This is a genomic window from Streptomyces sp. NBC_00510 (assembly GCA_036013505.1).
Taxonomy (GTDB): domain Bacteria; phylum Actinomycetota; class Actinomycetes; order Streptomycetales; family Streptomycetaceae; genus Actinacidiphila.
Window position 1 is genome coordinate 3528269 of the sequence record CP107851.1, and the last position, 26999, is coordinate 3555267.

Here is a 26999-nt window from a genome sequence, read left to right on the forward strand (position 1 = left end):
TAGTCGCCGTCCGCTACTCGGATCCGAAGTGGTCCCAGCCGCCCGCCTTGTCCCAGGGGGCGCCGTCCACGGTGACCTGGGGTGCCGTGGTGGCCTTCACCACCCGGCCGATGACCCGCCAGCGGGCGGGCAGCTTCGTGTCCGGGGGGAAGGCGGCGACTATCGCGTGGTCCTCTCCCCCGGTCAGCACCCAGTGCAGCGGGTCGACCCCGACGGCCTGGCCGATGTCGGCCATCTGCGCGGGGATGTCGATGTCGGCGGAGGACAGGTCTATGGCGACGCCACTGGCGGCGGCGATGTGGCCGAGGTCGGCGACGAGCCCGTCGCTGACGTCGGTCATGGCCGTCGCGCCGAGTTCCGCGGCGGCGGGACCGGCGTGGTACGGCGGTTCGGGACGGCGGTGGGCCTCGACGAAGGCCCGTGGGGAGCGGAATCCCCGGGAGAGGACGGCGAGTCCCGCCGCGGACCAGCCCAGCCAGCCGGTGACGGCGACGACGTCGCCGGGGCGGGCACCGGATCGGGTGACGGGTTCACGGTCGCGCAGGTCACCCAGTGCGGTGATGGAGACCATGATCGTGTCACCGCGGACGACGTCGCCGCCGACCACGGCCGCGCCGGCCACCTGGCACTCGTCCCGGATGCCGTCCATCAGCTCGACCGGCCAGGTCACCGGCAGGTCGGCCGGGACGACCAGGGCGAGCAGCACCGCGGTCGGGACGGCACCCATGGCGGCGATGTCGGCGAGGTTCTGCGCGGCGGCCTTGCGGCCCACGTCGTAGGCGGTGGACCAGTCACGGCGGAAGTGCCGCCCCTCCACGAGCGCGTCGGTGGTGGCCACCACCCGCCGGTCCGGGGCGGCGACCACGGCGGCGTCGTCACCCGGTCCGAGCCGGACGGCGGGGCTGGAGGTGAGCCGGGCGGTCAACTCCCTGATGAGCCCGAACTCCCCCAGTTCGCCCACGGTGCCCTTCATCTGACTGTCCCCTTCACCTGGCCGGTCCCCTTCTGTGTGCGCTTGCGCGACGGCTTCGGCGCGGCCGGTACCGCGCGGGTCTCCCCGCGGCATACCGCGACGCGGTACCGTGACGTTCCCTCCCACATGATCCTCGTAGCCGCCCTGGAGGTTCCGTGGTACAGGCGTACATTCTGATCCAGACCGAGGTCGGGAAGGCCTCGGCAGTAGCGGAGGTGATCTCCAAGATTTCCGGGGTCATCCAGGCCGAGGACGTCACCGGTCCGTACGACGTGATCGTGCGTGCCCAGGCCGACACGGTCGACGACCTGGGGCGCCTCGTGGTGGCGAAGGTGCAGCAGGTGGAGGGCATCACCCGCACCCTGACCTGTCCGGTCGTCCATCTGTAGGCCCCCTGTAGGCTCGGCGGGTGATGTACCGCCGGGTCGCGCTCGTCTCCCTGTCCGCCGTCGCGTGCTTGTCCGCGGCGGCGGTCTGGATTTCCGCTTCCGGCGGTGCCGCGGGCGGGGTCGCCGTCCCGTCGCCCTCCGCCTCCGCCGCCCGGATGTGCGGCGCCCTCCACGACGCGCTGCCGCGGAAGGTCGACGGCCTGTCGAAGCGGTCGGTGAGCCCCGTATCCGACCTCACCGCCGGATGGGGGGATCCTACGGTGGTGCTGCGCTGCGGCGTGCCACGACCCGAGATGCTGACCCCGGGCAGCGCGGCGTACAACCCCACCGCGGACGCGGTGGAGGTCAACGGCGTGAGCTGGCTCATCGAGAAGACCGACGACGGCTACCGCTTCACGACGACCGGCCGCAGGACCTTCGTCGAGGTGACGGTGCCGGCCGATTACGCGCCCGAGGTCGATCCGCTGACCGACCTCGGACGCGCCGTGGAGACGACGATCCCCTCCGAACTCTGACGGGCCCGGCGGACCGCTCCCGGCCGCTCGCGCTCAGCGCAGGCCGGTGGAGCGCCGCAGCGCGGCCTGGATCAGCCGGTCCACCAGTTCCGCGTAGCCGACGCCGCTCTCCTGCCACATGCGCGGGTACATGGAGATCGGCGTGAAGCCGGGCATCGTGTTGATCTCGTTGATCACGAACTCGCCGTCGTCCTGCAGGAAGAAGTCCGCACGGACCAGGCCCTCGCAGGAGGCCGCGTCGAAGGCGGCCACGGCGAGCCGCTGCACCTGCGCGGTCTGCTCCGCGGTCAGCGGCGCGGGGACGACGCCCTCGGCGGAGTCGATGTACTTCGCCTCGAAGTCGTAGAAGTCGTGCGCGGTGACCGGGGGGATCTCCGCGGGGACCGAGGCGCGCGGGCCGTCCTCGAACTCCAGGACGCCGCATTCGATCTCGCGGCCCCGCAGCAGCGACTCCACGAGCACCTTGGGGTCGTGCCGGCGGGCCTCCTCGATCGCCTCGTCCAGGCCGGCGAGGTCGTCCACCTTGCTGATGCCCATGGAGGACCCGGCACGGGCGGGCTTCACGAAGACCGGCCAGCCGTGGTCGGCGGCGAAGTCCACGACCTTCTTGCGGGCGGCGGCCGGGTCGTTCTCCCACTCGCGCGGGCGGATCACGACGTACGGGCCGACGGGCAGGCCGAAGGAGGTGAAGACCCGCTTCATGTACTCCTTGTCCATGCCCACGGCCGAGGAGAGCACTCCGGAGCCGACGTAGGGCACGCCGGAGAGTTCCAGCAGGCCCTGGAGGGTGCCGTCCTCGCCGTACGGGCCGTGCAGCATGGGGAAGACGACGTCGACGTCGCCCAGGACCTTGGGCACCGAGCCGGGCTCGCTGTAGACGACCTCACGGCTGGCCGGGTCCACCGGCAGCAGCACCGTGCCGTCGGAGGACTCGGTGAGCTGCGCGACGCTCGGCAGCGTGCGGTCGGCGATCGCCATCCGGGACGGGTCGTCGGCGGTGAGCGCCCAACGGCCGTCGGTGGTGATGCCGATCGGCAGCACGTCGTACTTGTCGCGGTCGATCGCGCTCAGCACCGCGCCTGCGGTGACGACCGAGATGGCGTGCTCGGAGCTGCGTCCGCCGAAGACGACGGCGACGCGCGGCTTGCGGGAAGAAGGCTGAATGCTCATGTCGCGTTGACCTTACCGTTCCGGACGTCAGCGTTCCGACTTCGCGGAGCGCGACATCAGCTCCTTGACCGCGACGACGGGCTGCTTCCCGTTGTGCACGATGTCGACGACGGTCTCGGTGATGGGCATGTCGACGCCGTGCCGGCGGGCCAGGTCGAGCACCGACTCGCAGGACTTGACGCCCTCGGCTGTCTGCCGGGTGACCGCGATGGTCTCCTCCAGCGTCATGCCCTTGCCCAGGTTGAAGCCGAAGGTGTGGTTGCGCGACAGCGGCGAGGAGCAGGTCGCGACCAGGTCGCCCAGACCCGCCAGGCCGGAGAAGGTCAGCGGGTCGGCGCCGAGCGCGATGCCGAGCCGGGTGGTCTCCGCCAGTCCGCGCGTGATCAGCGAGCCCTTGGTGTTGTCGCCCAGGCCCATGCCGTCGGCGATGCCGACCGCCAGGCCGATCACGTTCTTCACCGCGCCGCCGAGTTCGCAGCCGACGACGTCGGTGTTGGTGTACGGGCGGAAGTACGCGGTGTGGCTGGCGGCCTGCAGCCGCTTGGCGACGGACTCGTCACGGCAGGCGACCACGCTCGCGGCGGGCTGCCGCGCGGCGATCTCCTTGGCCAGGTTGGGGCCGGACAGCACGGCGACCCGCTCCGGGCCCGCCTTGGCGACCTCCTCGATGACCTCGCTCATCCGCTTGGCCGTGCCGAGTTCGACGCCCTTCATCAGGCTGACCAGCACGGAGTCGCGGGGCAGCAGCGACTGCCACTCGGCCAGGTTGCCGCGCAGCGTCTGCGACGGTACGGAGAGGATCACGAACTCCGCGTCCCGGGCGGCCTCGGCGGGGTCGGTGGTGGCCCGGATCGACTCCGGCAGCTCGGTCCCGGGCAGGTAGTACGGGTTGGTGCGCGTGCTGTTGACGGCCTCGATCACCTCGGGGCGGCGGCCCCACATGGTGACCTGGGCACCCGCGTCGGCGAGGACCATCGCGAAGGCGGTGCCCCAGGAGCCCGCGCCGTAGACCGCGCAGCGCGTAGTCACTTGGTGCTGCCTTTCTGCTTGCGCGGGTCGAAGCGCTCGGCGGGCGGCGTCTGACCGCGCAGTTCGCCCAGCAGCTCGCTGACCGCGGCCATGATGGTGTCGGTGGCGTCCTTGAGTACCTCGACGCTGGCCTCCTGTCCGTAGAAGGCCGACAGGTCCACCGGCGGCCCGGCGACGACCCGCAGCGTCTTGCGCGGGAAGAGGCGGAGCTTCTTCTCCTTGGCGTACGGCGGCATGACCTCGTTGGCGCCCCACTGGGCGACCGGGATCACGGGGGCCTTGGTCATCAGCGCGACCCGGGCGACGCCCGTCTTGCCCACCATCGGCCACATCTCGGGGTCGCGGGTCAGCGTGCCCTCCGGGTAGAAGGCGACACACTCGCCGGAGTTGATGGCGTCCACCGCGGCCCGGAAGGCGTTGGCGGCGTCGGTGCTCTCCCGGTAGACGGGGATCTGGCCGGTGCCGCGCAGGATCGCGCCGACGAAGGCGGGCTTGAACAGCGGCGCCTTCGCGAGGAAGCGGGGGACCCGCCCGCTGTTGTACTGGAAATGCGCGTACGACAGCGGGTCGAGGTACGAGTTGTGGTTGACCGCCGTGATGAATCCGCCCTCGACCGGAATGTGGTCCATTCCGCGCCAGTCCCGCTTGAAGAGAACGACCAGCGGCGGTTTGGCGATGACGGCTGCGAGCCGGTACCAGAAGCCGATTCTGCGGCGGGACACCAGAACTCCTCCTCGTTCCGCCGCCGACCCGGGATCACCGGATCGCGGCCTGCTGTGGTCGGCGGCACCGTACGGCCGGTGCGGCCGCACAAGTGTCGCCGGTAGGGCCACCGTAACGCCAGGGCGAAAGGCCCTCGGGGTGCTCCCCGGCGGAAGCACCGAGGCCAGGAGGCCCGGGCACGTACCAGGGAGATCGTGCACCCGGAGGCGGGCCGCCGGGAAGGGGGGTTGGGGGCAGGGTGGCGGTGGGCCCGGGGGACCCGAGCACAATAGTTCGGTGTCACCACCCGTGGAATGGTCGCTCGTCGTCCCGCTGAAGCCGCTGGCCGCCGCCAAGAGCCGCCTCGCGGAGGCCGTCGGCCCCGTGCGGCCCGGGCTGGCACTGGCCTTCGCGCAGGACACGGTGGCCGCCGCCCTCTCCTGCGAGGCGGTACGAAATGTGACGGTCGTCACCGATGATCCGCTCGCCGGGGCCGCGCTGTCGGCCCTCGGGGCGCGCGTCCAGGCGGACTCCCCGGCGGCCGGGCTCAACGCCGCGCTGCGGCACGGCGCCGAGGTGGTCCGCAGACGCCACCCCACGGCGGCCGTGGCGGCCCTGAACGCCGATCTCCCGGCCTTGCGGCCCGCCGAACTGGCAGCGGTGCTCCGCGCGGCCGCGCGGCGCCCAGGACGGTCGTTTCTGGCCGACGCGGCCGGAATCGGCACCACGCTGCTGGCGGCCACCGCCGGGACCGCCCTCGCGCCGGCCTTCGGGGGACCCTCACGGGCCCGCCACCGGGCTTCCGGCGCCCACGAGATCGTCCTGCCGGACGTGGACTCCGTGCGCCGGGACGTGGATACGGGCGAGGACCTGGCCGCCGCCCTGGTGCTGGGGGTCGGGCCGCACACGCGGGCGCTGCTGCGGCCCGGACTTCGGGCGGCTCCGCAGGAGGGTCCCGCGGTGCCCGGGCCCGCCGGGTGGCCGGCCGCGGGCGCACCGGCCCCGGGAAGCGGTGCCCGATAGGCTGAGGCCCATGCAGGCCACCGCGTACACCTACGACCCCGAGACCCGCGCCGGCAGCGTGCTGCTGGACGACGGGACGCCGCTGCCGTTCGACGCGGCGGCGTTCGACGCCGGGGGCTTGCGGCTGCTGCGGCCCGGTCAGCGGGTGCGGATCCGCACCGAGGGCAGCGGGGACGGGCGCCGGGTGGTGTTCGTGACGCTGCAGACCTTCCCCGACCCGGGGGCCTGAGCACATGACGGCACGGGCCGGGTGCCCCTGAGTCAGGGGTACCCGGCCCGTCGGCGTGTGCGGGTCCGCGGAATCGTTACCGCTTCGCGGTCCGCTTGGTGGCGGTCTTCCGGGCCGCCGACTTGGCGGGCGCTTTCTTGGCCGGGGCGGTCTTCTTGGCGGTCGCCTTCTTCGCCGTGGTCTTCTTGGCGGCCGCCTTCTTCGCCGTCGTCGCCTTGGCAGTGGTGGCCTTCTTGGCCGTGGCCTTGGCGGCGGTGGTCTTCTTGGCCGTGGCCGCCTTGGCAGCGGTGGCCTTCTTCGCCGTCGTCTTCTTCGCGGCGGCCTTCTTGGTGGTGGCCTTGGCGGTGACGCCTCCGCTCAGGCTGCCCTTGGGCGCCTTCTTGACGGAGACCTCTCCGACCTTGGGGAGCTTCTTCGACCCGCTGACCAGGTCCTTGAAGCCCTGACCGGCGCGGAAGCGCGGGACGGAGGTCTTCTTGACCCGGACCCGCTCCCCGGTCTGGGGGTTGCGGGCGTAGCGGGCGGGACGCTCCACCTTCTCGAACGAGCCGAAGCCGGTGACCGAGACCCGGTCCCCGCTCACCGTCGCGCGGACGATCGCGTCCAGGACGGCGTCGACCGCGTCCGCGGCCTGCTGACGGCCGCCGAGCTTGTCGGCAATCGCTTCAACGAGCTGCGCCTTGTTCACGTCTTCCCCTTCGGAAACTTGCCCGGCGATGAGGTTCGGGCTTTTTCGCACGCTAGGCGGATATATACCGCAAATCAAATACGAAACGGGCGAATCACCCTTGTGCCGCAACGAACTCGGGGCTCAGGAAGACCTTTGATCGGGGAATCGGCCTTCGTCGAGGTCCTTCATCAGTTCCTCCAGACGCCTTGCCGCACCTGCGAGATCGTGCTTCGCGGCCGCGGTGATGACGAGCAGCCGCCGGGTCAACTGCATCCTGACGTCCTCCGGCACTTGCAGACCCGCCACCCGGGTGTGGGCCTGCTTCAACCTGGCAGCGAGGAACCCGTACAGCTCGAGTTGGCCATCGTGTTCCATGTGCCGATTGTGTCATCTGCGGTGAGTTGTCACGAGGTGTGGAGCCGAACACGCCGCAGCGCCCCCCGCCCGGTGGGGGCGGGGGGCGCTGCGGAGGTGGGACGACGGCGGCCGCGGGGGCCGCCGGACCGCTCAGAGCTGCAGGGTCTGCGGCTTGAAGGAGGGGCGCTTGGTCTCGTAGGCGGTGATGTCGGCCTCGTTCTGCAGGGTGAGGCTGATGTCGTCCAGGCCGTTGAGCAGCCGCCAGCGGGCGTTGTCGTCCAGTTCGAAGGGGGCGGTGATCCCCTCGGCGCGGACCTCGCGGGCCTCCAGGTCGACGGTGATCTCGGCCGTCGGGTCGGACTCGGTCAGCTTCCAGAGCTCCTCGACCGTCTCCTGCGGCAGGATCACGGTGAGCAGGCCGTTCTTCAACGAGTTGCCGCGGAAGATGTCGGCGAAGCGCGCGGAGATGACCGCCTTGAAACCGTAGTTCTGCAGGGCCCACACCGCGTGCTCGCGGGAGGAGCCGGTGCCGAAGTCCGGGCCCGCGACCAGGACGGTGGCCCCCTGGCGCTCGGGCCGGTTGAGGACGAACTCGGGGTCCTTGCGCCAGGCCTCGAACAGGCCGTCCTCGAAGCCGTTGCGGGTGACCTTCTTCAGCCAGTGGGCCGGGATGATCTGGTCCGTGTCGGCGTTGCTGCGGCGCAGCGGGACGGCGCGGCCGGTGTGCGTGGTGAAAGCTTCCATCGTTCTCAGGCCTCCAGGACGGCTGCGCCGGGCAGATCGGCGGGGGACGAGAGGTGGCCGGTGACCGCGGTCGCGGCCGCGACCTGCGGCGACACCAGGTGGGTGCGGCCGCCCTTGCCCTGCCGTCCCTCGAAGTTGCGGTTGGAGGTGGACGCGGAGCGCTCACCGGGGGCCAGTTGGTCGGGGTTCATGCCCAGGCACATCGAGCAGCCCGCGTGCCGCCACTCGGCGCCGGCCTCCTTGAAGACCTTGTCCAGGCCCTCCTCCACGGCCTGCAGGGCGACCCGGACCGAGCCGGGCACGACCAGCATCCGCACACCGTCGGCGATCTTGCGGCCCTTGACGACGGAGGCGGCGGAGCGCAGGTCCTCGATGCGGCCGTTGGTGCAGGAGCCGACGAAGACGGTGTCGACCTTCACCTCGCGCAGCGGCGTACCGGGCTCCAGGGCCATGTACTCCAGGGCCTTCTCGGCGGCCAGGCGGTCGCTGGGGTCCTCGAAGCCGGCCGGGTCCGGCACGGAGGCGCTCAGCGGTGCGCCCTGGCCGGGGTTGGTGCCCCAGGTGACGAACGGGGACAGGGAGGCGGCGTCGATGACGACCTCGTGGTCGAAGACGGCGTCCTCGTCGGTCCTGAGCGTGCTCCAGTACGCGACCGCGGCGTCCCAGTCCTCGCCCTGCGGGGCGTGCGGACGGCCCTGCAGGTAGTCGAAGGTGGTCCGGTCGGGGGCGATCATGCCGGCCCGGGCGCCCGCCTCGATCGACATGTTGCAGATGGTCATCCGGGCCTCCATCGAGAGCTTCTCGATGGCCGAGCCGCGGTACTCGATGACGTAGCCCTGACCGCCGCCGGTGCCGATCCTGGCGATGATCGCCAGGATCAGGTCCTTGGCGCTGACGCCGTCGGGCAGCTCGCCGTCGACGGTGATCGCCATGGTCCTGAACGGGGCCAGCGGCAGGGTCTGGGTGGCCAGCACGTGCTCGACCTGGCTGGTGCCGATGCCGAACGCCAGCGCGCCGAAGGCGCCGTGGGTGGAGGTGTGGCTGTCACCGCAGACGACCGTCATGCCCGGCTGCGTCAGGCCCAGCTGCGGACCGACGACGTGCACCACGCCCTGCTCGACGTCGCCCAGCGGGTGCAGCCGCACCCCGAACTCGGCGCAGTTCTTGCGCAGCGTCTCCAGCTGCGTGCGCGACACCGGGTCGGCGATCGGCTTGTCGATGTCGAGGGTGGGGGTGTTGTGGTCCTCGGTCGCGATGGTGAGGTCCAGCCGGCGCACCGGGCGGCCGTTCATCCGCAGACCGTCGAAGGCCTGCGGGCTGGTGACCTCGTGGAGCAGGTGCAGGTCGATGAAGAGGAGGTCGGGCTCGCCCTCGGCGCGCCGTACGACGTGATCCTCCCAGACCTTTTCCGCGAGTGTCCGTGCCATCGCATTCCCTCCGACCGGCCGCTCTGCCGGCCTGTTCGTCGTTGCCCTGCGTGTCCACCCCCTTGTGGGGAGTGGCCGCAGCGGCCCTGTGCATTCCAGCGTGCCGCGTCCGCCGGAAAATTGAACTTGCGTTTCACAGAGTGAGACGCGAGTATCGTTGCATGGACAACAGTAGTGGCGTCGGCGTTCTCGACAAGGCGGCTCTGGTGCTGAGCGCACTGGAGTCCGGCCCGGCCACCCTGGCCGGGCTCGTGGGCGCCACGGGTCTCGCCCGCCCCACCGCACACCGTCTTGCCGTCGCCCTGGAGCACCACCGGATGGTGGCGCGCGACATGCAGGGGCGCTTCATCCTCGGCCCGCGGCTGTCCGAACTGGCCGCCGCGGCGGGCGAGGACCGCCTGCTGGCCACGGCCGGGCCGGTGCTCACGCATCTGCGCGACATGACCGGCGAGAGCGCCCAGCTCTACCGCCGCCAGGGCGACATGCGCATCTGCGTGGCCGCCGCCGAGCGCCTGTCCGGACTGCGGGACACCGTCCCGGTCGGCTCCACGCTGCCGATGAAGGCCGGCTCCGCCGCCCAGGTCCTGCTCGCGTGGGAGGAGCCGGAGCGGCTCCACCGCGGGCTGCAGGGGGCCCGCTTCACCGCCACCGCGCTCTCCGGCGTACGGCGCCGCGGCTGGGCCCAGTCGATCGGCGAGCGCGAACCGGGCGTGGCGTCCGTCTCGGCCCCGGTGCGCGGCCCGTCCAACCGCGTCGTGGCGGCGGTCTCCGTCTCCGGCCCGATCGAGCGGCTCACCCGGCACCCCGGGCGCATGCACGCCCAGTCCGTCGTCGACGCCGCCGCCCGCCTGTCCGAGTCCCTGCGCCGCAGCGGCTGAGCCCGGGACACCGGCCTCAGGCCGCCCGCCCCTCGCCCGCCTTCAGCCGCTGGGCCGCCGTCTCACCACGGCGGCCCACCGGGACGACCCCGGTCGCGGCGCCCAGTCCGAAGGCGGGCATGTCGACGTACACGGACTCGTAGCCGCCCGCCGGCACGGCGTACGTCTCGTGCCAGAAGCCCACCCGGCCCTTGCCGGCCCGCGCGCGGCGGTTGAACGCCGCCCACGCGGGCCGGTGCTGCTTGTCCCGCTGGGAGGCGTAGGCGAAGAGCTGCTCCGTGGACTTCCAGTACTGGACGACGTAGATCACACGGGGTCCGCCGAACAGCAGCCGGTACCCGAGGAACCCGCTCCCGTCGTCCTGCGACAGCTCCCGCAGCATGCGCGGCATGGCCCGGAACACCGGGAGCCAGCTGCCCAGGGACCGGAAGCGGTTGATCCGCATCCCGATGAGGAACACGACGACGCCGCCCTCGGCGGCGGCGGTGTTGCGGCCCGGAATCAGCTGCGCGGACATGAGGATCCCCTGTCGGTCGTCTTGGATAGTGGCACTATCCATGCTTGGATAGTGCCACTATCCAACGGAGGGCGCAAGGGAATGCGACTGGCGGAGCTGAGTGAACGCAGCGGCGTGGCGACGGCCACGATCAAGTACTACCTGCGCGAGGGACTGCTGCAGCCCGGCCGTCGCGTCACGGCCACGCAGGCCGAGTACGGGGAGGAGCACCTGCGCCGGCTGCGCTTCGTCCGGGCGCTGATCCAGATCGGCAAGGTGCCGGTGGCCACCGCACGGGAGGTGCTCGCCGCGGTGGAGGACGAGTCGCTCAACCAGCACCTGCGGCTCGGCGCCGCCACCTTCGTCCTGCCGCACGGCCCGGAGCCCGACGAGGACGACCCGGCGACGGAGACCGCCCGCCGCGAGGTGGACGGTCTGATGGCCGAACTCGGCTGGCGGTACGGCGGCGAGGAGCACGGCCCCTCCCCCGCGTACCGGATGCTCGTCACGGCGGTCGCCGCCCTGACCCGCCTCGGATACCCCAGCGGCGCGCGGCACTTGGCGCCCTACGCGCGGCTGGCCGCCCAACAGGCCGTCCACGACCTGGATCTGGTCGAGACGTACGACACCCCGCTGGAACAGGCGGCCGCCGCCGTGACGCTCACGGTGCTCTACGAGCCCGTGCTGCTGAGCCTGCGCCGGCTCGCCGAGGCCGAGGAGTCCCGGCGCCGCTTCGGAGTTGGGTGAGGCGGGCCGCCAGGAACGGCCGCGGACGGGGAAACAGGAGAGGCCCCCCGCCGAAGCGGGGGGCCTCTCCTCGATGTACCCCCGACCGGATTCGAACCGGCGCTACCGCCTTGAGAGGGCGGCGTGCTAGGCCGCTACACAACGGGGGCAAGTCTTGTGGAAATGTGCTGGGGTACCAGGACTCGAACCTAGACTAAATGAACCAGAATCACTCGTGCTGCCAATTACACCATACCCCATGGTGTGTCAAGTACCCCCGACCGGATTCGAACCGGCGCTACCGCCTTGAGAGGGCGGCGTGCTAGGCCGCTACACAACGGGGGCCCTAGCGATCCCTGCCAGAGAGATCAGTACCCCCGACCGGATTCGAACCGGCGCTACTGCCTTGAGAGGGCAGCGTGCTAGGCCGCTACACAACGGGGGCTTTGCAGAAGATCTGCGCTGGGGTACCAGGACTCGAACCTAGACTAACTGAACCAGAATCAGTCGTGCTGCCAATTACACCATACCCCACCAAAACTCAACCCCCCGTGGGGGGTTTTGTTTGGCCGCGCTTCCCGCGCTGGCCTTTTCGGCCCGCCCGGGCGGCGCAGGAAGAACATTACCCGATCGGTGACGGGGCTCCAAAACGAGTATCCGCCGCCAGAAGTGCGGGCAGCTCCGCGAGCCCCATGATCCGCCGCAGGTCCGGCGCGGTGACGGAACCCGTACGGTCCAGCCACACCCCGTACAGGCCCGCCGCGTCCGCGCCGCGCGCGTCGGTGTCGGCCTTGTCGCCCACGTAGGCGACCTCCGCCGGCGGCAGTCCCAGCGCCCGGCACGCTCCCAGGAAGGCCTCCGGCGCGGGCTTGGCGTGCCCCAGTTCCTGCGAGCACACCAGGCACTCGAAGCGGTCGCGCAGGCCCAGCCGGGTCAGCTTGCGCTCCTGGTGGGCGGTGCTGGAGTTGGACAGCAGGCCGTGCCGGTAGCCGGGGGTGAGGGCCTCCAGGACCGGTACGACGTCGGGGAAGACCGCCCAGGCGGCCTCGAAATGGACGTAGTAGGCCGCGAACCAGGCGTCGGCCGCGGCGTCGCCGACGGTCGGCCCCAGCAAGGCCCTGACCCGCTCCCTGCGGTGCTCGGTGAAGGTCAGCTCTCCGGTGAGGAAGCGCGCGTAGTGCGTCTCCATGACCTCGCGCCACGTCCGCAGCGCCCGCTCCTCGCCGCCGAACGCGCCGAGCAGACCCTCGGCCTCCAGGTGACGCAGCGCTCCGGCCCGCTCGGCGCCCGAGTAGTCGAAGATCGTGTCGTCGATGTCCCAGAGCACGGCGCGGATCGGCATATGCCGACTCTAGCCCTGTGCTCCGTCCGGGGTACCGGCACGTGGCGGACACCGGGTGAACAGCGTCCGGCCGCTCTCGAAACGGTGCCGCTCGCCCGTCACGGGGTCGTCGAACTCCAGCACCCGGGCCAGCAGCCGCAGCGGGCGGGAGAAGTCGCCGGGTGCGGCGGGCGGCAGGACGTGCGGGTAGACGGGGTCGCCGAGGATCGGCACCCCCAGGGCGTTCATGTGCACCCGCAACTGATGGGTACGGCCGGTCTCGGGGCGGAGCCGGTAGCGGGCCAGCCCGTCGCGGTGGTCCAGCAGTTCCACGTGGCTGCGGGCGTTGGGCTCGCCGGGGACCTCCCGGGCCGCCATCTCACCGCGCTCCTTCACGATCCGGCTCTCCACCGTGCGCGGCAGCGCCAGGGCGGGGTCGTGCCGGGCCACCGCCTCGTACTCCTTGCGGGCCAGCCGGTCCCGGAAGATCGTCTGGTAGGCGCCGCGCAGCTCGGGGCGGATCACGAACATCACCACGCCCGCCGTGAGCCGGTCGAGGCGGTGGGCCGGGCTCAACTCGGGCAGCGCGAGGTCGTGGCGCAACCGGGTGAGCGCCGTCTCCACGACGTGGCCGCCGCGCGGCATGGTGGCGAGGAAGTGGGGCTTGTCGACGACGAGCAGCCGGTCGTCCCGGTGGAGCACCTCGATGCCGAAGGGCACCGGGACCTCCTCCGGCAGTTCCCGGTGGAACCAGACGTAGCCGCCCGGACGGTAGGCGGCGTCAGGGGAAAGCGGGCCGTCGGCGCCGTGCACCTCCCCCGCCGCGAACATGGCGTCCACCCGCTGCGGGGAGACCGCGGCGCCGAACCGGTCCACCAGGTGGTCGCGGACCGTCGCCCAGGTCCCGGTGCCGGGCAGCCGCACGCGCACGGGGTCGACCCCGCGGCGCTGGGGCAGCGGGGGGATCGGGGGCCTGGTCCTGCGGCGCATGGCGTGGTCCGGGAAGCGTGCCGCCCCGGGCTCCTGGTGAAGGGCCCGGGGCGGATCGGCGTACCGCGGTCAGCCGGCGAGCTTCGCCAGGGCGGCGTCGACGCGGGCCAGGGTGCGCTCGCGGCCGAGCACTTCGAGGGACTCGAAGAGCGGCAGTCCGACGGTGCGGCCGGTGACGGCGACCCGGACCGGCGCCTGGGCCTTGCCGAGCTTGAGGCCGTGGGTCTCGCCGGCGGCGAGGACGGCGTCCTTCAGGGCCTCGGCGTTCCAGTCGGCGGCCGCCAGGTTCTCGCGGGCGGTGGTGAGCAGCGCCGAGGCGGCGGCCGCGTCCTTCATCGCCTTCTGCCAGGACGCCTCGTCCTCCACCGGCGTGTCGAGGAAGAGGAAGTCGACGTTGTCGGTGATGTCGGAGAGCACGGTCAGACGGGTCTGCGCGTGCGGCGCGATCGCCTCGAAGGCGGCCTGGTCGAACGCCTCGGGCGCCCAGGGGGCGAACGGGGCCTTCAGCCACGGGCCGCAGGCCTCGGCGAACGCCTTCACGTCCAGCATGCGGATGTGGTCGGCGTTGATCGCCTCGGCCTTCTTGAGGTCGAAGCGCGCCGGGTTGGCGTTGACCGCGTCGATGTCGAAGGCGGCCACCATCTCCTCGACGGTGAAGACGTCGCGGTCGGCGGAGAGCGACCAGCCGAGCAGCGACAGGTAGTTCAGCAGGCCCTCGGGGAGGAAGCCGCGCTCCCGGTAGAGGTTGAGGGAGGACTGCGGGTCGCGCTTGGAGAGCTTCTTGTTGCCCTCGCCCATGACGTACGGCAGGTGGCCGAAGTACGGGGTCGTGCCGTTGCCGACGCCGATCTCGGCGAGCGCGCGGTAGAGCGCGATCTGGCGCGGGGTGGAGGACAGCAGGTCCTCGCCGCGCAGCACGTGCGTGATCTCCATCAGCGCGTCGTCGACCGGGTTGACCAGCGTGTACAGCGGGGCGCCGTTGGCCCGGACGATGCCGTAGTCGGGCACGTTGTCCGGGGTGAAGGTCAGCTCGCCGCGGACGAGGTCGGTGAAGGTGATCGTCTCGTCGGGCATGCGGAAGCGGACGATGGGCTCGCGGCCCTCGCGCTCGTACGCGTCGACCTGCTCGGCGGTGAGGTCGCGGCAGTGGCCGTCGTAGCCGGAGGGGCGGCCGGCGGCGCGGGCGGCCTCGCGGCGCTCGTCGAGCTCCTCGGTGGTGCAGTAGCACTTGTACGCGTGGCCGGACCCGAGCAGCTTCGCGGCGACGTCCTTGTAGACGTCCATGCGCTGCGACTGCCGGTAGGGCGCGTGCGGGCCGCCGACCTCGGGGCCCTCGTCCCAGTCGAAGCCGAGCCAGCGCATGGCCTCCAGCAGCTGCTGGTACGACTCCTCGGAGTCGCGGGCGGCGTCGGTGTCCTCGATGCGGAAGACCAGGGTGCCCTGGTGGTGGCGGGCGAACGCCCAGTTGAACAGGACGGTGCGGACCAGGCCCACGTGCGGGTTGCCGGTCGGCGAGGGGCAGAAACGTACGCGTACGGGTGCTGCGCTAGTCACGCTTGATCACCTTGTTGGTGAGAGTGCCGATGCCTTCGATGGTGACGGCGACCTCGTCGCCGACGTGGAGCGGTCCGACCCCCGCCGGGGTGCCGGTGAGGACGACGTCGCCCGGGAGCAGCGTCATGGCCTCGGTGATGTGCACGATCAGGTCCTCGATGGAGCGGATCATCTGGCTCGTGCGGCCGGACTGGCGCGGTTCGCCGTTGACGGTGGCGGTGACGGCGAGGTCGTTGGCGGCGGCGAGGTCCAGGTCCGTCTCGATCCAGGGGCCGATGGGGCACGAGGAGTCGAAGCCCTTGGCGCGCGCCCACTGCTTCTCGGCCTTCTGGGCGTCCCGCGCGGTGACGTCGTTGGCGCAGGTGTACCCGAGGACGACCTCGGCGACGCGCTCGCGCGGGACCTCGCGGCACATCCGTCCGATGACGACGGCGAGCTCGGCCTCGTGGTGCACCTCCTGCGAGAAGGAGGGGTAGACGATGGGGTCGCCCGGGCCGATCACCGAGGTGGACGGCTTGAAGAAGGCGACCGGGACCTCCGGCACCTCGTTGCCCAGTTCGGCGGCGTGTTCGGCGTAGTTCCGCCCGATCGCGACGACCTTGCTGGGGAGCACGGGCGGCAGCAGCCGGACCTTGCTCAGCGGCACCTTCGTGCCGGAGCGCTCGTACTCGGCGAACGGGATGCCCTTGATGATGTCGAGGACGAGTCCGTCCGGGACGGACTCGTCGCCCTCGACGACGCCGAAGGCGACATTGCCGTCGATGGAGAACCTGGCGATGCGCACGGGAAGCAGCTCACCTCACTGGCCGGAGACTGACGCTCCAGGTTATCCCGGGGGTGGCTCCCGGACCCGCCCGCCGAGCCGCGCCTCAGGCGGTCGGCAGCTCCGTCAGGACGGTGCGGCGGGGGTTGGCGGTCTGCCGGGGCAGCACGACGGCTTCCGCGTCCTCGACGGCCGGAGCGACCTCTGCGGTCCGCGTGTCCTCGGCGTCCACCAGGTGCGCGAGGGTGGTGCGGCGCGGGTTGGCTATGGGTCGCATGATCATGGTCGTCTTCATGGGCCGGTCAGAACCTCGTGTTGTTACCGGGCGCCCAGCGAGGCGCGGTTGACGTAGTACACGGCTGTGTCAAACGTCAATCTATCGGCGCCCATTCCCCGATCTGGATGACCAATACAACTGACGGTCTGTGATTTTCCTCACGAACGCGGGGACAAGCAGGGCGTATCGGTCGGCCGCCCGATACCAGCGAAACCGACATCACGGCCCATCCGGACTCTTCACCCCCGGTTGGCAGCAGCCGGGCGCCGGCCGGCGGGCCCCAACACCCCTGGAGAAAGCCCGGATTGCCGGAAGACATCCGAAAGGCCACCGACACCGTGTGATCCATCGGACGCACTGAGTCACGTATTCCACTCGAAACATGTCGGCCCTTGTTGGACGTGCGGCACTGTGCTGGAATTCCCCGGACCGCCGTATCAACAGATGCCGGCGCGCAGGGGGGAGCGTGCGATCGCCGAGCGGCGGCGGCCAATGGGTATCCGCCGGGGAGGGCGGGACTCCGAAGACTCGACACCGTCCTGCCGCCCGTGCGGGGGACGCCTGGTCCAGAGGTTGCGACGCTAGTGCAGGGACGTTTCAAGAGGGATGGCGGCGCTGCGGGCGACCCGGAACAGCGCGGTGGGACCGATCACGGTCCCGCCCGCCGGGATGAAACCGCAGACGCCGGAACCGCGGGCGCACAGAGCAGCGCCACGCCGGGAAGCGGTGTGCGCACCGGCCCGAAGCACGGCTCCCGAATAGCCATGCGCAACTGGCGCATCAGCACTCGTCTGGTGTCGCTGCTCGCGCTGCCGGTGGTCGCCGCGACCACCCTGGGTGCGCTCCGCATCCAGAGCTCGCTGGAGAACGTGCAGCAGCTGGAGGCCATGACCTCGCTGACCGACCTCACGGAGCAGGCGACCAAGCTCGCCGCCGCGCTCCAGGAGGAGCGAGACGTCTCGGCCGGCCCGCTGTCCAGCACGCCCCGGGACGAGGGCGACGACAACATCGCGGCCGCGCTGCAGAAGACCAAGCTGGCGCGCACGGCGTTCGTCAACGCCGCCAACGAGGTCTCCCCTGACCTCACGGGCGTCAACGCCTCGCTGACCGCGATCAGCCGCCAGCTCGGCACCCTGAACGCCATCCGCGAGCGTTCTTACGACCAGCCCGGCTACGTCGCGCAGACGGTCAGCGAGTACGACGAGCTCATCCGCTCGCTCATCGACCTCTCCCAGGAGATGGCCGAGGCGACCGGTAACTCGGACATGATCTCCAGCACCCGCGCGCTGGCGGCGTTCTCGTCCGCCAAGGAGTACGACTCCATGCAGCGCGCGATCGTCAGCGCCGCGCTGGCCGACAACCGCAACCTCAGTTCCAACGACTTCCGCTACCTGCAGGGCGCCCACCGCTCCGAGGGCACGGAACTCAAGCAGTTCAGCCAGATCTACGGACGGACGAACGCCGAGGACCTCCTCAAGGGCCTCAACGGCGGCAACGACATCGTCACCAAGGTCGACGAGCAGGCCGACCGCATCGCGGCCTCCGAGTCGAGCATCCAGAACTTCCAGGGCACCTACCTGGACTGGGACGACGACGCCAAGACCAAGATCCAGCTCATGGGCCAGATCGAGCAGACCCTGCTGCAGCAGATGCAGCAGAAGGCCCTGACGCTGCGCGACGAGGCCCAGCAAGAGGCGATCATCAGCGGTGCGCTGATCCTCCTCGTGCTCGGCATCTCGGTCGTCGGCGCCTTCGTCGTCGCCCGGTCCATGGTCCGCTCGCTGCGCCGGCTGCAGGACACCGCCCAGGAAGTCGCCCAGAAGCGACTGCCCGAGCTGGTCAAGCAGCTCTCCGAGTCCGACCCGCAGGACGTCGACACCTCGGTCGAGTCGATCGGCATCCACACCCGCGACGAAATCGGCCAGGTGGCCCGCGCGTTCGACGAGGTCCACCGCGAGGCGGTCCGACTCGCCGCCGAGCAGGCGCTGCTGCGAGGGAACGTCAACGCGATGTTCACCAACCTCTCGCGCCGCAGCCAGGGCCTGATCCAGCGTCAGCTGAGCCTGATCTCCGAACTGGAGTCCCGCGAGGCCGACCCGGACCAGCTGTCCAACCTCTTCAAGCTCGACCACCTCGCGACCCGTATGCGCCGGAACGGCGAAAACCTCCTCGTCCTCGCGGGCGAGGAGCCCGGCCGCCGCTGGACCCGCCCGGTCCCGCTGGTCGACGTCCTCCGCGCCGCCGCCTCCGAGGTGGAGCAGTACGAGCGCATCGAGCTCACCTCGGTGCCGGCGGTCGAGGTCACCGGCCGCGTCGTCAACGACCTCGTTCACCTGCTCGCAGAGCTGCTGGAGAACGCGACCTCGTTCTCCTCCCCGCAGACCAAGGTGCGGGTCACCGGTCACGCGCTGCCCGACGGCCGCGTGCTGATCGAGATCCACGACACCGGCATCGGTCTCTCCCCGGAGGACCTCGCCGACATCAACGAGCGGCTCGCCAACCCGCCGACGGTGGACGTCTCCGTCTCCCGCCGCATGGGTCTGTTCGTGGTCGGCCGCCTGTCCCTGCGACACGGCATCCGGATCCAGCTCCGTCCGTCCGACTCGGGCGGCACCACCGCGCTCGTCATGCTGCCGGTGGACGTCACCCAGGGTGGCGCCAAGCCCCAGCCCGGCGCGGGCAACCGCGGTCAGCAGCCGGGCGGTGCCCCCGCCGCGGCTCCGGGCGGTCCCGCGCCGGCCATGGGTGGCGGCGGCGGTACGGGCCTCGCCGGCATGCACCGCGGTGGGCAGCGCGGCCAGGTGTCCGGTTCCGCGTCGCGTCCGGCCCTCAACTCCGGTCCCGGTATGGGCCCGCAGGGCGGCCGTCCGGCCGGCCCCGGTGCCCCGACGGCGCCCGGCCCGCAGCGCTCGGGCCCGAGCTGGGCCAACGAGCAGGTCCCGGGTGGCCAGGGCCGGCCGCAGCAGCAGCCGCAGCGACCGGCGGCTCCCCCGCAGCGTCCGGCGGCGCCGCAGCCGATGGGCGCGGCCCACGGCCCCGAGGCCGACATGCCGCGCGGTCACGAGGACCTGGAGAGCACGGCGCAGTTCGAGCGCCCGGACTTCAACGCCATGCCGCACACCGCACCGGCGTACGGCGGCCCCCAGACCCAGCAGATGCCGCAGATGCCGCAGATGCCGCAGCACGGCGGCCAGCCCCAGCAGATGCCGCAGATGCCGCAGCACGGTGGCCAGGCCCCGCAGCAGCAGGGCCAGTTCACCCGCAGCGACGTCTTCCAGCGCCCCGCGGCACCCCACGTGCCGCAGGCGCAGCAGACCCCGCCGGCCGCCCCGGCGGCGCCCCAGGGACCGCGCCACTCCGGCGGGTACGCCCAGGAACCCGGCGCCGCCCACCAGCAGCGTCCCGCGGCCCCGCAGGCCGACCGGCAGCCCCTGCCGGCCGTCAGCGAGCCGATGGCGCTGCCTCCGGCCCCCGTTCGCCACGACGAGCCGAGCCCGATCTTCGACTCCCTCGAGTCGGACTGGTTCCGCACCGGTCGCGCCGAGCGCATGCAGCAGGTGCACGTCGAGCGCGGCCCGGTCGGCCCGCAGCACAACGGCAACGGCCCGGGTGCCGCAGCGCCCACCCGGCCGCCGCAGCGCCCGCAGCAGCCCGCCCCGCAGCAGCACCCGCAGCAGCCCGCCCCGCAGCGGGCCCGCGCCGAGCACGCGGCGCCGCCTTCGCAGCCGGCGCACCCGCCGCAGCCCTCGCAGCCCCCTCGGCGCGACTCGGCGGCGTGGCGGTCCTCGCCGAACGACGAGGTGTGGGAGCGCGCGGGCCAGGTCCGCCAGCCGTCCGCGGGCGGGGTCACCCCCTCCGGGCTGCCGCGGCGGGTCCCCAAGGCCAACCTCGTCCCGGGAGCCGGTGCTCCCCAGCAAGCCCCACAGGGCGGTCCGCAGGTTTCGCGGGCCCCCGACGACGTGCGCGGACGCCTGACCAACCTCCGTCGCGGTATCCAGCAGGGTCGCCAGGCCGGTACGGGAACGACCGACGGCCGCGGCTTTGGCACCACTCACCAGCAGGAGCGTTAGTTGAGTCAGATGAGCCAGGCGGCACAGAATCTGAACTGGTTGATCACCAACTTCGTGGACAACACCCCCGGGGTGTCCCACACCGTGGTGGTATCCGCCGACGGCCTGCTGCTGGCCATGTCCGAGGGTTTCCCCCGTGACCGTGCCGACCAGTTGGCGGCCGTCGCCTCCGGCCTCACCTCGCTGACAGCGGGCGCGTCCCGCATCTTCGAGGGCGGCAGCGTCAACCAGACCGTCGTGGAGATGGAGCGCGGCTTCCTCCTCCTGATGTCGGTCTCGGACGGATCCTCGCTGGCCGTACTGGCGCACCCCGAGTGCGACATCGGCCTCGTGGGCTACGAGATGGCCCTGCTCGTCGACCGAGCGGGCGCCGTTCTCACCCCCGACCTGCGCGCAGAACTCCAAGGCAGCCTGATGGGCTGAGCTCCTCCCCGGAGCCCGGCCGAATGCACGCCCCATGACTACTCGCGACACGCGTCCGCTCTTACCCGGAGGACCATTCATGACCCCGCCGCCCGCCTCGCCCGGCCCGTACGGCGCGCCCCACCATGCGCCGTACGGGGGCGAAGGCGACCAGCCGCTGGTGCGGCCGTACGCCATGACCGGTGGTCGCACCCGACCGCGCTACCAGCTCGCCATCGAGGCACTGGTCAGCACCTCCGCGGACCCGAGTGCCTACCAGGGGCTGCTCCCCGAACACCAGCGCATCTGCCACCTGTGCATGGAGATCAAGTCGGTCGCCGAGATCTCCGCACTGCTGGGGATCCCGCTGGGGGTGGCCCGGATTCTGGTGGCCGACCTGGCTGAGGCCGGTATGGTCGCCATCCACCAGCCGAGCAGCGGCGAGGCCGGCGGACAGCCTGATGTGACACTGCTCGAAAGGGTGCTCAGTGGACTTCGCAAGCTCTAGGCCGGGGCAGCAGGCGGCGTACGGTGCGCCGCCCGCGGCCCGGTCCACCACCTCGGCGAAGATCGTGGTGGCGGGTGGCTTCGGCGTGGGCAAGACCACGTTCGTCGGGGCGGTCTCGGAGATCAACCCGCTCCGTACGGAGGCCGTGATGACCTCGGCATCCGCGGGCGTGGACGATCTGACGCACGTGGCCGACAAGACCACGACGACCGTGGCCATGGACTTCGGTCGTATCACGCTCGACGACGACCTGATCCTGTACCTGTTCGGTACGCCGGGCCAGGACCGCTTCTGGTTCATGTGGGACGACCTGGTCCGCGGTGCCATCGGCGCCGTCGTCCTGGTCGACACCCGCCGGCTGGCCGACTGCTTCCCGGCCGTCGACTACTTCGAGAACAGCGGTCTGCCGTTCGTCATCGCCCTCAACGGCTTCGACGGCCACCAGCCGTACACGCCCGATGAGGTCCGGGAAGCGCTGCAGATCGGCCCGGACGCCCCCATCATCATCACGGACGCCCGGCACCGCGCCGAGGCGAAGAGCGCGCTGATCACGCTCGTCGAACACGCGCTGCTCGCTCGTCTCAAGTAAGCGTTCCAGCTTGCCACTTCGCGTATGGACCGGCTGTGTCTTTTGACATGGCCGGTCCTTCTGTTCATAACGTTTCGACCGCGAATCGGAACAACCCGAACACCGCCCGCGCCCAGTCGGCTTCACTGCGCATACATCTACCCAGTGAATTGCCACCGCTTTACGCTTATGCCCCTTTTAACCGGCGCGTGATCATGGCTTCGCAGTCCTCGCCGGACGTTTGTGGAGCACCCCCATGACGTGCTGGAATTCATCGAAACCCGAGAGTAGGAACGGCGCCGCCCGCGCCGTCGCCGAGAGGTTGTTGGTCGAGTGAGGAACACGAGGCGAGCAGAGCCGGGTCCCGCGGACCACCCGCGTGGCAATTTCACCCCGCCTGCGCGATACGGCACGGCTCAGGCCGCTGCCCCCGAGGCGGCCACCGCGCCGGAGCCGGTGACGAGCCCGGGCAGCCGCTTCGCCATGCGCAACTGGCGGGTGGCCACCCGTCTGAACGTCATCCTCCTCATCCCGGTGATGGTCGCCCTGGTCTTCGGCGGCTTCCGGGTGCAGAGCTCGGTGCAGACCTGGCAGGACGCCGACGACGCGGTGCGGACCGCCAACGCCGTGCGCGCCGCCGTGGACTACGCCAACGCCGTCCTGAACGAACGCGACCTCAGCGTTGTTCCCCTGCTGGCCGGCGACACCGAGAACAAGAACGTCGTCGCGACCCGCGCGGCCACCGACCAGGCGGCCGCGAAGTTCGACGCGGCCGTCGCCGAGCTGCCCGTGAGCGACCGGCTGCAGCGCCGCGTGGCGAACATCCGCGAGGGCGAGAAGGTCCTGGCGAAGCTGCGTGACACGGCCTTCACCCGGCAGCTCCCGGGCGTGCAGACCGAGGAGAAGTACGTCGAGGTCCAGCACCCGCTGATGGAGCTCGCGAACGAGCTGGGCTTCGGCACCAACAGCATCGCCTCCTACGGCCGCACCCTCTACGCGCTCGAACTGACCAAGGCCGCCGAGTCGCTGACCCGCTCCATCGGCACCCACCTGCTCGTCGAGGACCGCGACAAGCTCGCCGACGGCGAGCTGCAGCTCCAGCTGACCGCCTTCACCTCGTACGCCTACCTCCAGCAGGTCGCGCTGGAGGAGTACCGGGGCGGTGGCACCGACGCGGACTACCAGCGGCTGCTGGACGCGCAGGACGCGGCCCTGGAGAAGGGCAAGGAGCAGGTCACCCAGGCCGCCCAGGCGGCCAAGCAGGCCGGCCAGCCCTTCAAGGCTCCGCCGAGCCTGGAGAACATGATCAAGCTGATCGCCTCCGGTCAGAGCACTGAGCAGCTCAAGGCCCAGGGCGTGACCGCGGAGAGCTGGTTCGGCGCGACCACCCTCGCCTTCGACGCCTACAAGAGCGTCGAGCAGCACCTGGCCAACCAGGCGTACAACGACTCGAGCGACATCGCCGACAGTGCCCGCATCGAGGCGATCGTCAACTCCGCCATCGTGCTCGTCGCGCTGATCATCGCCTTCATCGTGGCCGCGATGGTGGCCCGCTCGATGAGCAACAGCATGCGGCGGCTGCGCACCGCGGCCTTCGAGGTCGCCGAGCAGCGCCTGCCCGCCCTGGTCGACCAGCTCTCCCGCACCGATCCGGGCAAGGTCGACACCCGCGTCCAGACGATCCCGATCACCTCGAACGACGAGATCGGCGAAGTCGCCCGCGCCTTCGACCAGATCCACCGCGAGGCCGTACGGCTCGCCGCCGAGCAGGCCCTGCTCCGTGGCAACGTCAACGCGATCTTCACCAACCTCTCCCGCCGCAACCAGGGCCTCATCCAGCGCCAGCTGACGCTGATCACGGACCTGGAGAACAACGAGGCGGACCCGGACCAGCTGGAGAACCTCTTCAAGCTGGACCACCTGGCGACCCGTATGCGCCGCAACGGCGAGAACCTCCTGGTCCTCGCCGGCGAGGAGCCCGGCCGCCGCTGGAACCAGCCGGTCCCGCTGGTCGACGTGCTCCGCGCCGCGGCCTCCGAGGTGGAGGCGTACGAGCGCATCGAACTGGTCGGCATCCCCGAGACCGAGATCCACGGCACCGCCGTCACCGACCTCGTGCACCTGCTGGCCGAGCTGCTGGAGAACGCCACCACGTTCTCCTCGCCGCAGACCAAGGTGCGGGTCACCGCGACCCGGCTGCCCGACGGCCGCGTCATGGTCGAGATCCACGACAAGGGCATCGGCCTCACCGCCGAGGACTTCGCGGACATCAACCACAAGCTGGCCGAACCGCCGACCGTCGACGCGTCGATCTCCAAGCGCATGGGCCTGTTCGTGGTCGGCCGCCTCGCCGACCGGCACGGCATCCGCGTCCAGCTCCGCCCGTCCGGCGAGCAGGCCGGCACCACCTCGCTGGTCATGCTCCCCGAGCCGATCACCCACGGTGGCGGCGGCGAGGAGATGCCGCTGGAGGACGACTTCACCGTGTCCCGGATCGTGCCGGAGCTCGAGACCCCGCAGTTCGCCGCCTACGGGCCGACCGCCGCGGAGCTCGGCTTCGACGACTCGCGCTACGAGCGCGCCGAGGCCCCGGGCGACACCCGCTCGCTCGACCCGGTCGGCCGCTCGCTCATGCGCGACCAGCGCCGTGCCCAGCTCGAGGCCGCGGCCGGCGACCGTGCCCCGGAGCACCTGCCGTTCGAGGGCGACGCCCAGGAACAGGGCTTCCAGGACGGCTACCAGGAGGCCGGCGCCGACGCCGCGTTCCGGGAGACCCCGTTCCAGGACAACGGCTTCCCGGCGAACGGCTACGAACAGCAGGGCTACCAGGAGCCGCAGGCCCAGCCGTTCCAGGAGCAGCACGGCTACGACGCGCAGCCCGGGTTCCAGGAGCCGGTGTACACCGAAGGCGGCTACGCCGAGCAGGGGTACACCGCTCCGCAGAACGGCTACACCCAGGACGACTGGCAGCAGCAGAACGGGTACGCCCAGGAGCAGTGGACGGCGACGCCCGGCGGCGACCTGCCGCAGGCGGCCCAGCCGCAGGCCTTCCCGGCCCAGGCGACGGCCGATTCCGCCACAGCCACCCCCTTCGAGGCCCCGGAGCGCGTAGGCTTCGACCGACCGGGTGCGGCCACCGGCCCGCTGCAGTCCTCGGTGACCGACGCGGGACTGCCGCGCCGCGACCGCGGATGGCAGCAGTCCGGCCCGGCGGCCCCGGCACAGCCGGAGCCCCAGTCGACGGACGGCTTCCCGGCGCAGCCGGCGCCCTCCGCACCGGCGTCGGACGGGGAGTCGGAGTGGCGCTCCACGAACGACGACAACTGGCAGCGGGCCGAACAGGCCCGCAAGCCCAAGGCGGGCGGGGTCACCCCCTCCGGCCTGCCCCGACGGGTCCCCAAGGCCAACCTGGTCCCGGGTACCGCACAGCAGACTCCGCAGGGCGGACCGATGGTCTCCCGTGCACCCGAGGACGTCCGTGGCCGCCTGAGCAATCTGCGGCGCGGCGTCCAGCAGGGACGCACTGCGGGAACTGACACGAACGGCCAGGGCTTCGGCCCCAAGCACCAGGAGCGTTAGTTGAGTCCGATGAGCCAGGCGGCACAGAACCTGAACTGGTTGATCACCAGTTTCGTGGACCAGACCCCAGGGGTCTCCCATACGGTTGTGGTCTCTGCCGACGGCCTGCTGCTGGCGATGTCCGAAGGCTTCCCGCGGGACCGTGCTGACCAGTTGGCCGCGGTGGCCTCCGGTCTGACCTCGCTGACCGCGGGTGCCTCGCGCATCTTCGAGGGCGGGCACGTGAACCAGACCGTCGTGGAGATGGAGCGCGGCTTCCTCTTCATCATGTCCGTCTCGGACGGTTCCTCGCTGGCCGTGCTGGCGCACCCGGAGTGCGACATCGGCCTCGTGGGCTACGAGATGGCCCTGCTGGTCGACCGGGCGGGCAATGTGCTCACGCCCGATCTGCGTGCGGAATTGCAGGGCAGCCTGCTCAACTAACGGACAGGCATGCGGGCGCGTCTGGAGACCCGTAGGGTTTTCAGACGCGCTACCCAGCTGGAGGAGGAACCGTGGCAACGCCCCCAGGCGGAGATCAGTACGGCAATCACCAACAGCAGCCGCCCTTCAAGCGGTTCGACTTTCCCTCGGCACCCAGCCAGGACCCCGGTCCCGGCCCCACGCCGTCGCACCGGCAGCCGAGGATCCAGCCGTACGAACCCCCGCAGGCGCCACCGCCTCGGACAGCGCAGACCGGGCGTTCCAAGCCGCCGTCCGGTCTGGTACGTCCCTACGCCATGACCGGTGGCCGCACCCGGCCGCGCTACCAGCTCGCCATCGAGGCACTGGTCAGCACGACCGCCGACCCGGTGCAGCTGCGGGGCCAGTTGCCGGAGCACCAGCGGATCTGCATCCTCTGCCGGGAGATCAAGTCGGTCGCGGAGATCTCCGCGCTCCTCTCCATCCCCCTCGGCGTCGCCCGAATCCTCGTCGCCGACCTGGCGGAGGCCGGGCTCGTCGCCATTCACCAGCCCGGTGGCGACGATGCCTCGGGCGGACAGCCAGACGTGACACTGCTCGAAAGGGTGCTCAGTGGACTTCGCAAGCTCTAGCGGTCCAGCTCGCTCAACCACCTCGGCGAAGATCGTGGTGGCGGGCGGCTTCGGCGTGGGCAAGACCACGTTCGTCGGTGCCGTATCGGAGATCAACCCGCTGCGTACCGAAGCCGTGATGACCTCCGCCTCCGCGGGGATCGACGATCTGACGCACGCGCCGGACAAGACCACGACGACCGTGGCGATGGACTTCGGCCGTATCACCCTGGACGAGGACCTGATCCTCTACCTGTTCGGCACGCCGGGCCAGGACCGCTTCTGGTTCATGTGGGACGACCTGGTGCGCGGCGCCATCGGCGCCGTCGTCCTGGTCGACACCCGCCGGCTGGCCGACTGCTTCCCGGCCGTCGACTACTTCGAGAACAGCGGTCTGCCGTTCGTCATCGCCCTCAACGGCTTCGACGGCCACCAGCCGTACAACCCCGAGGAAGTCCGCGAGGCCCTCCAGATCGGTCCCGAGGCACCCATCATCATCACGGACGCCCGGCACCGCGCCGAGGCGAAGAGCGCGCTCATCACGCTGGTCGAGCACGCGCTGATGGCGCGGCTGCGGTAGCGGTTCCCGCTTCCCGTACGACGCGAAAGGCCCCGCACGACATGTG

28 protein-coding genes and 5 tRNA genes are annotated in these 26999 nt (G+C 71.2%); 14 read left to right on the plus strand and 19 right to left on the minus strand.

Annotated features, from left to right (window positions below; all coding sequences use genetic code 11):
- Nucleotides 1–13 precede the first annotated feature (13 nt).
- Nucleotides 14–973: a thiamine-phosphate kinase gene (locus tag OG937_15450; protein WUD72992.1), complete on the minus strand. Its 960-nt coding sequence runs from the start codon at nucleotides 971–973 to the stop codon at nucleotides 14–16.
- Between the two features lie 155 nt (nucleotides 974–1128).
- On the opposite strand from OG937_15450, the gene OG937_15455 reads away from it, so the two are divergent.
- Nucleotides 1129–1362 (plus strand): Lrp/AsnC ligand binding domain-containing protein, encoded by a 234-nt coding sequence (locus OG937_15455; GenBank protein WUD72993.1) that lies wholly within the window; start codon nucleotides 1129–1131, stop codon nucleotides 1360–1362.
- Nucleotides 1363–1385: 23 nt separating this feature from the next.
- On the plus strand, nucleotides 1386–1877 hold the full coding sequence (locus tag OG937_15460; GenBank protein WUD78751.1) for a DUF3515 domain-containing protein: 492 nt from the start codon (nucleotides 1386–1388) through the stop codon (nucleotides 1875–1877).
- Nucleotides 1878–1910: 33 nt separating this feature from the next.
- On the opposite strand, the gene OG937_15465 is transcribed toward OG937_15460, so the two are convergent.
- From OG937_15465 to OG937_15475, 3 genes are read right to left on the minus strand one after another with little or no spacing between them, the layout of a single operon-like run.
- Nucleotides 1911–3047 carry a D-alanine--D-alanine ligase gene (locus OG937_15465; GenBank protein ID WUD72994.1) on the minus strand — a complete coding sequence of 379 codons (1137 nt, stop codon included), beginning with the start codon at nucleotides 3045–3047 and terminating at the stop codon, nucleotides 1911–1913.
- Nucleotides 3048–3074: 27 nt separating this feature from the next.
- Nucleotides 3075–4076, minus strand: a complete 1002-nt coding sequence (locus tag OG937_15470; GenBank protein ID WUD72995.1) for an NAD(P)-dependent glycerol-3-phosphate dehydrogenase — start codon at nucleotides 4074–4076, stop codon at nucleotides 3075–3077.
- Nucleotides 4073–4798 carry a 1-acyl-sn-glycerol-3-phosphate acyltransferase gene (locus OG937_15475; GenBank protein WUD72996.1) on the minus strand — a complete coding sequence of 242 codons (726 nt, stop codon included), beginning with the start codon at nucleotides 4796–4798 and terminating at the stop codon, nucleotides 4073–4075. Before OG937_15475 ends, OG937_15470 begins: the two co-directional genes overlap by 4 nt.
- Before the next feature lie 289 nt (nucleotides 4799–5087).
- Here OG937_15475 and cofC point away from each other — a divergent pair, with 289 nt between their 5' ends.
- Together cofC and OG937_15485 are read left to right on the plus strand one after the other, a co-directional pair.
- A complete protein-coding gene (cofC, locus tag OG937_15480) occupies nucleotides 5088–5801 on the plus strand; it encodes a 2-phospho-L-lactate guanylyltransferase (GenBank protein WUD78752.1) in 714 nt (237 codons plus the stop codon).
- Nucleotides 5802–5811: 10 nt separating this feature from the next.
- Nucleotides 5812–6030 carry a hypothetical protein gene (locus OG937_15485; protein ID WUD72997.1) on the plus strand — a complete coding sequence of 73 codons (219 nt, stop codon included), beginning with the start codon at nucleotides 5812–5814 and terminating at the stop codon, nucleotides 6028–6030.
- Between the two features lie 76 nt (nucleotides 6031–6106).
- Here OG937_15485 and OG937_15490 read toward each other — a convergent pair whose 3' ends face one another.
- From OG937_15490 to leuC, 4 genes are all read right to left on the minus strand, one after another.
- Nucleotides 6107–6718: an HU family DNA-binding protein gene (locus OG937_15490; protein ID WUD72998.1), complete on the minus strand. Its 612-nt coding sequence runs from the start codon at nucleotides 6716–6718 to the stop codon at nucleotides 6107–6109.
- A gap of 123 nt (nucleotides 6719–6841) precedes the next feature.
- The gene (locus OG937_15495) at nucleotides 6842–7075 is read right to left on the minus strand and encodes a hypothetical protein (GenBank protein WUD72999.1); all 234 of its coding nucleotides are present in this window, start codon (nucleotides 7073–7075) and stop codon (nucleotides 6842–6844) included.
- Nucleotides 7076–7207: 132 nt separating this feature from the next.
- Nucleotides 7208–7801, minus strand: a complete 594-nt coding sequence (gene leuD, locus OG937_15500) for a 3-isopropylmalate dehydratase small subunit (protein WUD73000.1) — start codon at nucleotides 7799–7801, stop codon at nucleotides 7208–7210.
- 5 nt (nucleotides 7802–7806) lie between these two features.
- Nucleotides 7807–9228, minus strand: coding sequence for a 3-isopropylmalate dehydratase large subunit (gene leuC, locus OG937_15505; GenBank protein ID WUD73001.1), 1422 nt, complete (start codon nucleotides 9226–9228; stop codon nucleotides 7807–7809).
- 161 nt (nucleotides 9229–9389) lie between these two features.
- Here leuC and ndgR point away from each other — a divergent pair, with 161 nt between their 5' ends.
- Nucleotides 9390–10106 carry an IclR family transcriptional regulator NdgR gene (gene ndgR / locus OG937_15510; protein WUD73002.1) on the plus strand — a complete coding sequence of 239 codons (717 nt, stop codon included), beginning with the start codon at nucleotides 9390–9392 and terminating at the stop codon, nucleotides 10104–10106.
- 16 nt (nucleotides 10107–10122) lie between these two features.
- Here the strand turns inward: ndgR and OG937_15515 are convergent, their stop codons facing one another.
- The gene (locus OG937_15515; GenBank protein ID WUD73003.1) at nucleotides 10123–10623 is read right to left on the minus strand and encodes a DUF4188 domain-containing protein; all 501 of its coding nucleotides are present in this window, start codon (nucleotides 10621–10623) and stop codon (nucleotides 10123–10125) included.
- An 81-nt stretch (nucleotides 10624–10704) separates the two neighbouring features.
- Between OG937_15515 and OG937_15520 the strand changes: the two genes are divergently transcribed.
- The gene (locus OG937_15520; GenBank protein WUD73004.1) at nucleotides 10705–11349 is read left to right on the plus strand and encodes a MerR family transcriptional regulator; all 645 of its coding nucleotides are present in this window, start codon (nucleotides 10705–10707) and stop codon (nucleotides 11347–11349) included.
- 76 nt (nucleotides 11350–11425) lie between these two features.
- Here the strand turns inward: OG937_15520 and OG937_15525 are convergent.
- The 10 genes from OG937_15525 to OG937_15570 form a co-directional block, all read right to left on the minus strand.
- A tRNA-Glu gene (locus OG937_15525) sits at nucleotides 11426–11498 on the minus strand.
- Between the two features lie 18 nt (nucleotides 11499–11516).
- Nucleotides 11517–11588, minus strand: a tRNA-Gln gene (locus tag OG937_15530).
- 12 nt (nucleotides 11589–11600) lie between these two features.
- Nucleotides 11601–11673: transfer RNA gene (locus tag OG937_15535), tRNA-Glu, on the minus strand.
- Between the two features lie 27 nt (nucleotides 11674–11700).
- Nucleotides 11701–11773 (minus strand) — tRNA-Glu (locus OG937_15540).
- A 17-nt stretch (nucleotides 11774–11790) separates the two neighbouring features.
- Nucleotides 11791–11862, minus strand: a tRNA-Gln gene (locus OG937_15545).
- Between the two features lie 88 nt (nucleotides 11863–11950).
- Entirely contained in the window at nucleotides 11951–12670 is a 720-nt protein-coding gene (locus OG937_15550) for an HAD family hydrolase (protein ID WUD73005.1), read from the minus strand.
- Nucleotides 12671–12679: 9 nt separating this feature from the next.
- Nucleotides 12680–13639, minus strand: coding sequence for a pseudouridine synthase (locus OG937_15555; protein WUD73006.1), 960 nt, complete (start codon nucleotides 13637–13639; stop codon nucleotides 12680–12682).
- Nucleotides 13640–13708: 69 nt separating this feature from the next.
- A complete protein-coding gene (gene gltX, locus OG937_15560; protein WUD73007.1) occupies nucleotides 13709–15193 on the minus strand; it encodes a glutamate--tRNA ligase in 1485 nt (494 codons plus the stop codon).
- Nucleotides 15186–15977, minus strand: a complete 792-nt coding sequence (locus tag OG937_15565) for a fumarylacetoacetate hydrolase family protein (GenBank protein ID WUD73008.1) — start codon at nucleotides 15975–15977, stop codon at nucleotides 15186–15188. The genes gltX and OG937_15565 overlap by 8 nt, the downstream gene beginning before the upstream one ends.
- An 85-nt stretch (nucleotides 15978–16062) precedes the next feature.
- Nucleotides 16063–16251 carry a hypothetical protein gene (locus tag OG937_15570; protein WUD73009.1) on the minus strand — a complete coding sequence of 63 codons (189 nt, stop codon included), beginning with the start codon at nucleotides 16249–16251 and terminating at the stop codon, nucleotides 16063–16065.
- A gap of 566 nt (nucleotides 16252–16817) precedes the next feature.
- Between OG937_15570 and OG937_15575 the strand changes: the two genes are divergently transcribed.
- The 8 genes from OG937_15575 (at nucleotide 16818) to OG937_15610 (ending at nucleotide 26953) form a co-directional block, all read left to right on the plus strand.
- Nucleotides 16818–20303 carry a nitrate- and nitrite sensing domain-containing protein gene (locus OG937_15575; protein ID WUD73010.1) on the plus strand — a complete coding sequence of 1162 codons (3486 nt, stop codon included), beginning with the start codon at nucleotides 16818–16820 and terminating at the stop codon, nucleotides 20301–20303.
- A complete protein-coding gene (locus OG937_15580; GenBank protein ID WUD73011.1) occupies nucleotides 20304–20726 on the plus strand; it encodes a roadblock/LC7 domain-containing protein in 423 nt (140 codons plus the stop codon).
- Between the two features lie 79 nt (nucleotides 20727–20805).
- Entirely contained in the window at nucleotides 20806–21213 is a 408-nt protein-coding gene (locus OG937_15585; protein ID WUD73012.1) for a DUF742 domain-containing protein, read from the plus strand.
- Nucleotides 21194–21802, plus strand: coding sequence for an ATP/GTP-binding protein (locus OG937_15590; protein WUD73013.1), 609 nt, complete (start codon nucleotides 21194–21196; stop codon nucleotides 21800–21802). Before OG937_15585 ends, OG937_15590 begins: the two co-directional genes overlap by 20 nt.
- Before the next feature lie 462 nt (nucleotides 21803–22264).
- Nucleotides 22265–25360 carry a nitrate- and nitrite sensing domain-containing protein gene (locus OG937_15595; protein ID WUD78753.1) on the plus strand — a complete coding sequence of 1032 codons (3096 nt, stop codon included), beginning with the start codon at nucleotides 22265–22267 and terminating at the stop codon, nucleotides 25358–25360.
- A gap of 9 nt (nucleotides 25361–25369) precedes the next feature.
- A complete protein-coding gene (locus tag OG937_15600) occupies nucleotides 25370–25783 on the plus strand; it encodes a roadblock/LC7 domain-containing protein (protein WUD73014.1) in 414 nt (137 codons plus the stop codon).
- A 71-nt stretch (nucleotides 25784–25854) separates the two neighbouring features.
- On the plus strand, nucleotides 25855–26394 hold the full coding sequence (locus OG937_15605; GenBank protein ID WUD73015.1) for a DUF742 domain-containing protein: 540 nt from the start codon (nucleotides 25855–25857) through the stop codon (nucleotides 26392–26394).
- On the plus strand, nucleotides 26375–26953 hold the full coding sequence (locus OG937_15610; GenBank protein WUD73016.1) for an ATP/GTP-binding protein: 579 nt from the start codon (nucleotides 26375–26377) through the stop codon (nucleotides 26951–26953). Before OG937_15605 ends, OG937_15610 begins: the two co-directional genes overlap by 20 nt.
- Nucleotides 26954–26999 lie beyond the last annotated feature (46 nt).

Excerpts from the sequence above, each read along its gene's own strand:
- OG937_15450 (WUD72992.1), bottom strand. The coding sequence starts at position 973 with ATGAAGGGCACCGTGGGCGAACTGGGGGAGTTCGGGCTCATCAGGGAG.
- OG937_15460 (WUD78751.1), top strand. The coding sequence starts at position 1,386 with ATGTACCGCCGGGTCGCGCTCGTCTCCCTGTCCGCCGTCGCGTGCTTG.
- OG937_15465 (WUD72994.1), bottom strand. The coding sequence starts at position 3,047 with ATGAGCATTCAGCCTTCTTCCCGCAAGCCGCGCGTCGCCGTCGTCTTC.
- OG937_15485 (WUD72997.1), top strand. The coding sequence starts at position 5,812 with ATGCAGGCCACCGCGTACACCTACGACCCCGAGACCCGCGCCGGCAGC.
- OG937_15495 (WUD72999.1), bottom strand. The coding sequence starts at position 7,075 with ATGGAACACGATGGCCAACTCGAGCTGTACGGGTTCCTCGCTGCCAGG.
- leuD (WUD73000.1), bottom strand. The coding sequence starts at position 7,801 with ATGGAAGCTTTCACCACGCACACCGGCCGCGCCGTCCCGCTGCGCCGC.
- leuC (WUD73001.1), bottom strand. The coding sequence starts at position 9,228 with ATGGCACGGACACTCGCGGAAAAGGTCTGGGAGGATCACGTCGTACGG.
- ndgR (WUD73002.1), top strand. The coding sequence starts at position 9,390 with ATGGACAACAGTAGTGGCGTCGGCGTTCTCGACAAGGCGGCTCTGGTG.
- OG937_15515 (WUD73003.1), bottom strand. The coding sequence starts at position 10,623 with ATGTCCGCGCAGCTGATTCCGGGCCGCAACACCGCCGCCGCCGAGGGC.
- OG937_15520 (WUD73004.1), top strand. The coding sequence starts at position 10,705 with ATGCGACTGGCGGAGCTGAGTGAACGCAGCGGCGTGGCGACGGCCACG.
- OG937_15550 (WUD73005.1), bottom strand. The coding sequence starts at position 12,670 with ATGCCGATCCGCGCCGTGCTCTGGGACATCGACGACACGATCTTCGAC.
- OG937_15555 (WUD73006.1), bottom strand. The coding sequence starts at position 13,639 with ATGCGCCGCAGGACCAGGCCCCCGATCCCCCCGCTGCCCCAGCGCCGC.
- OG937_15570 (WUD73009.1), bottom strand. The coding sequence starts at position 16,251 with ATGAAGACGACCATGATCATGCGACCCATAGCCAACCCGCGCCGCACC.
- OG937_15585 (WUD73012.1), top strand. The coding sequence starts at position 20,806 with ATGACCCCGCCGCCCGCCTCGCCCGGCCCGTACGGCGCGCCCCACCAT.
- OG937_15595 (WUD78753.1), top strand. The coding sequence starts at position 22,265 with ATGCGCAACTGGCGGGTGGCCACCCGTCTGAACGTCATCCTCCTCATC.
- OG937_15600 (WUD73014.1), top strand. The coding sequence starts at position 25,370 with ATGAGCCAGGCGGCACAGAACCTGAACTGGTTGATCACCAGTTTCGTG.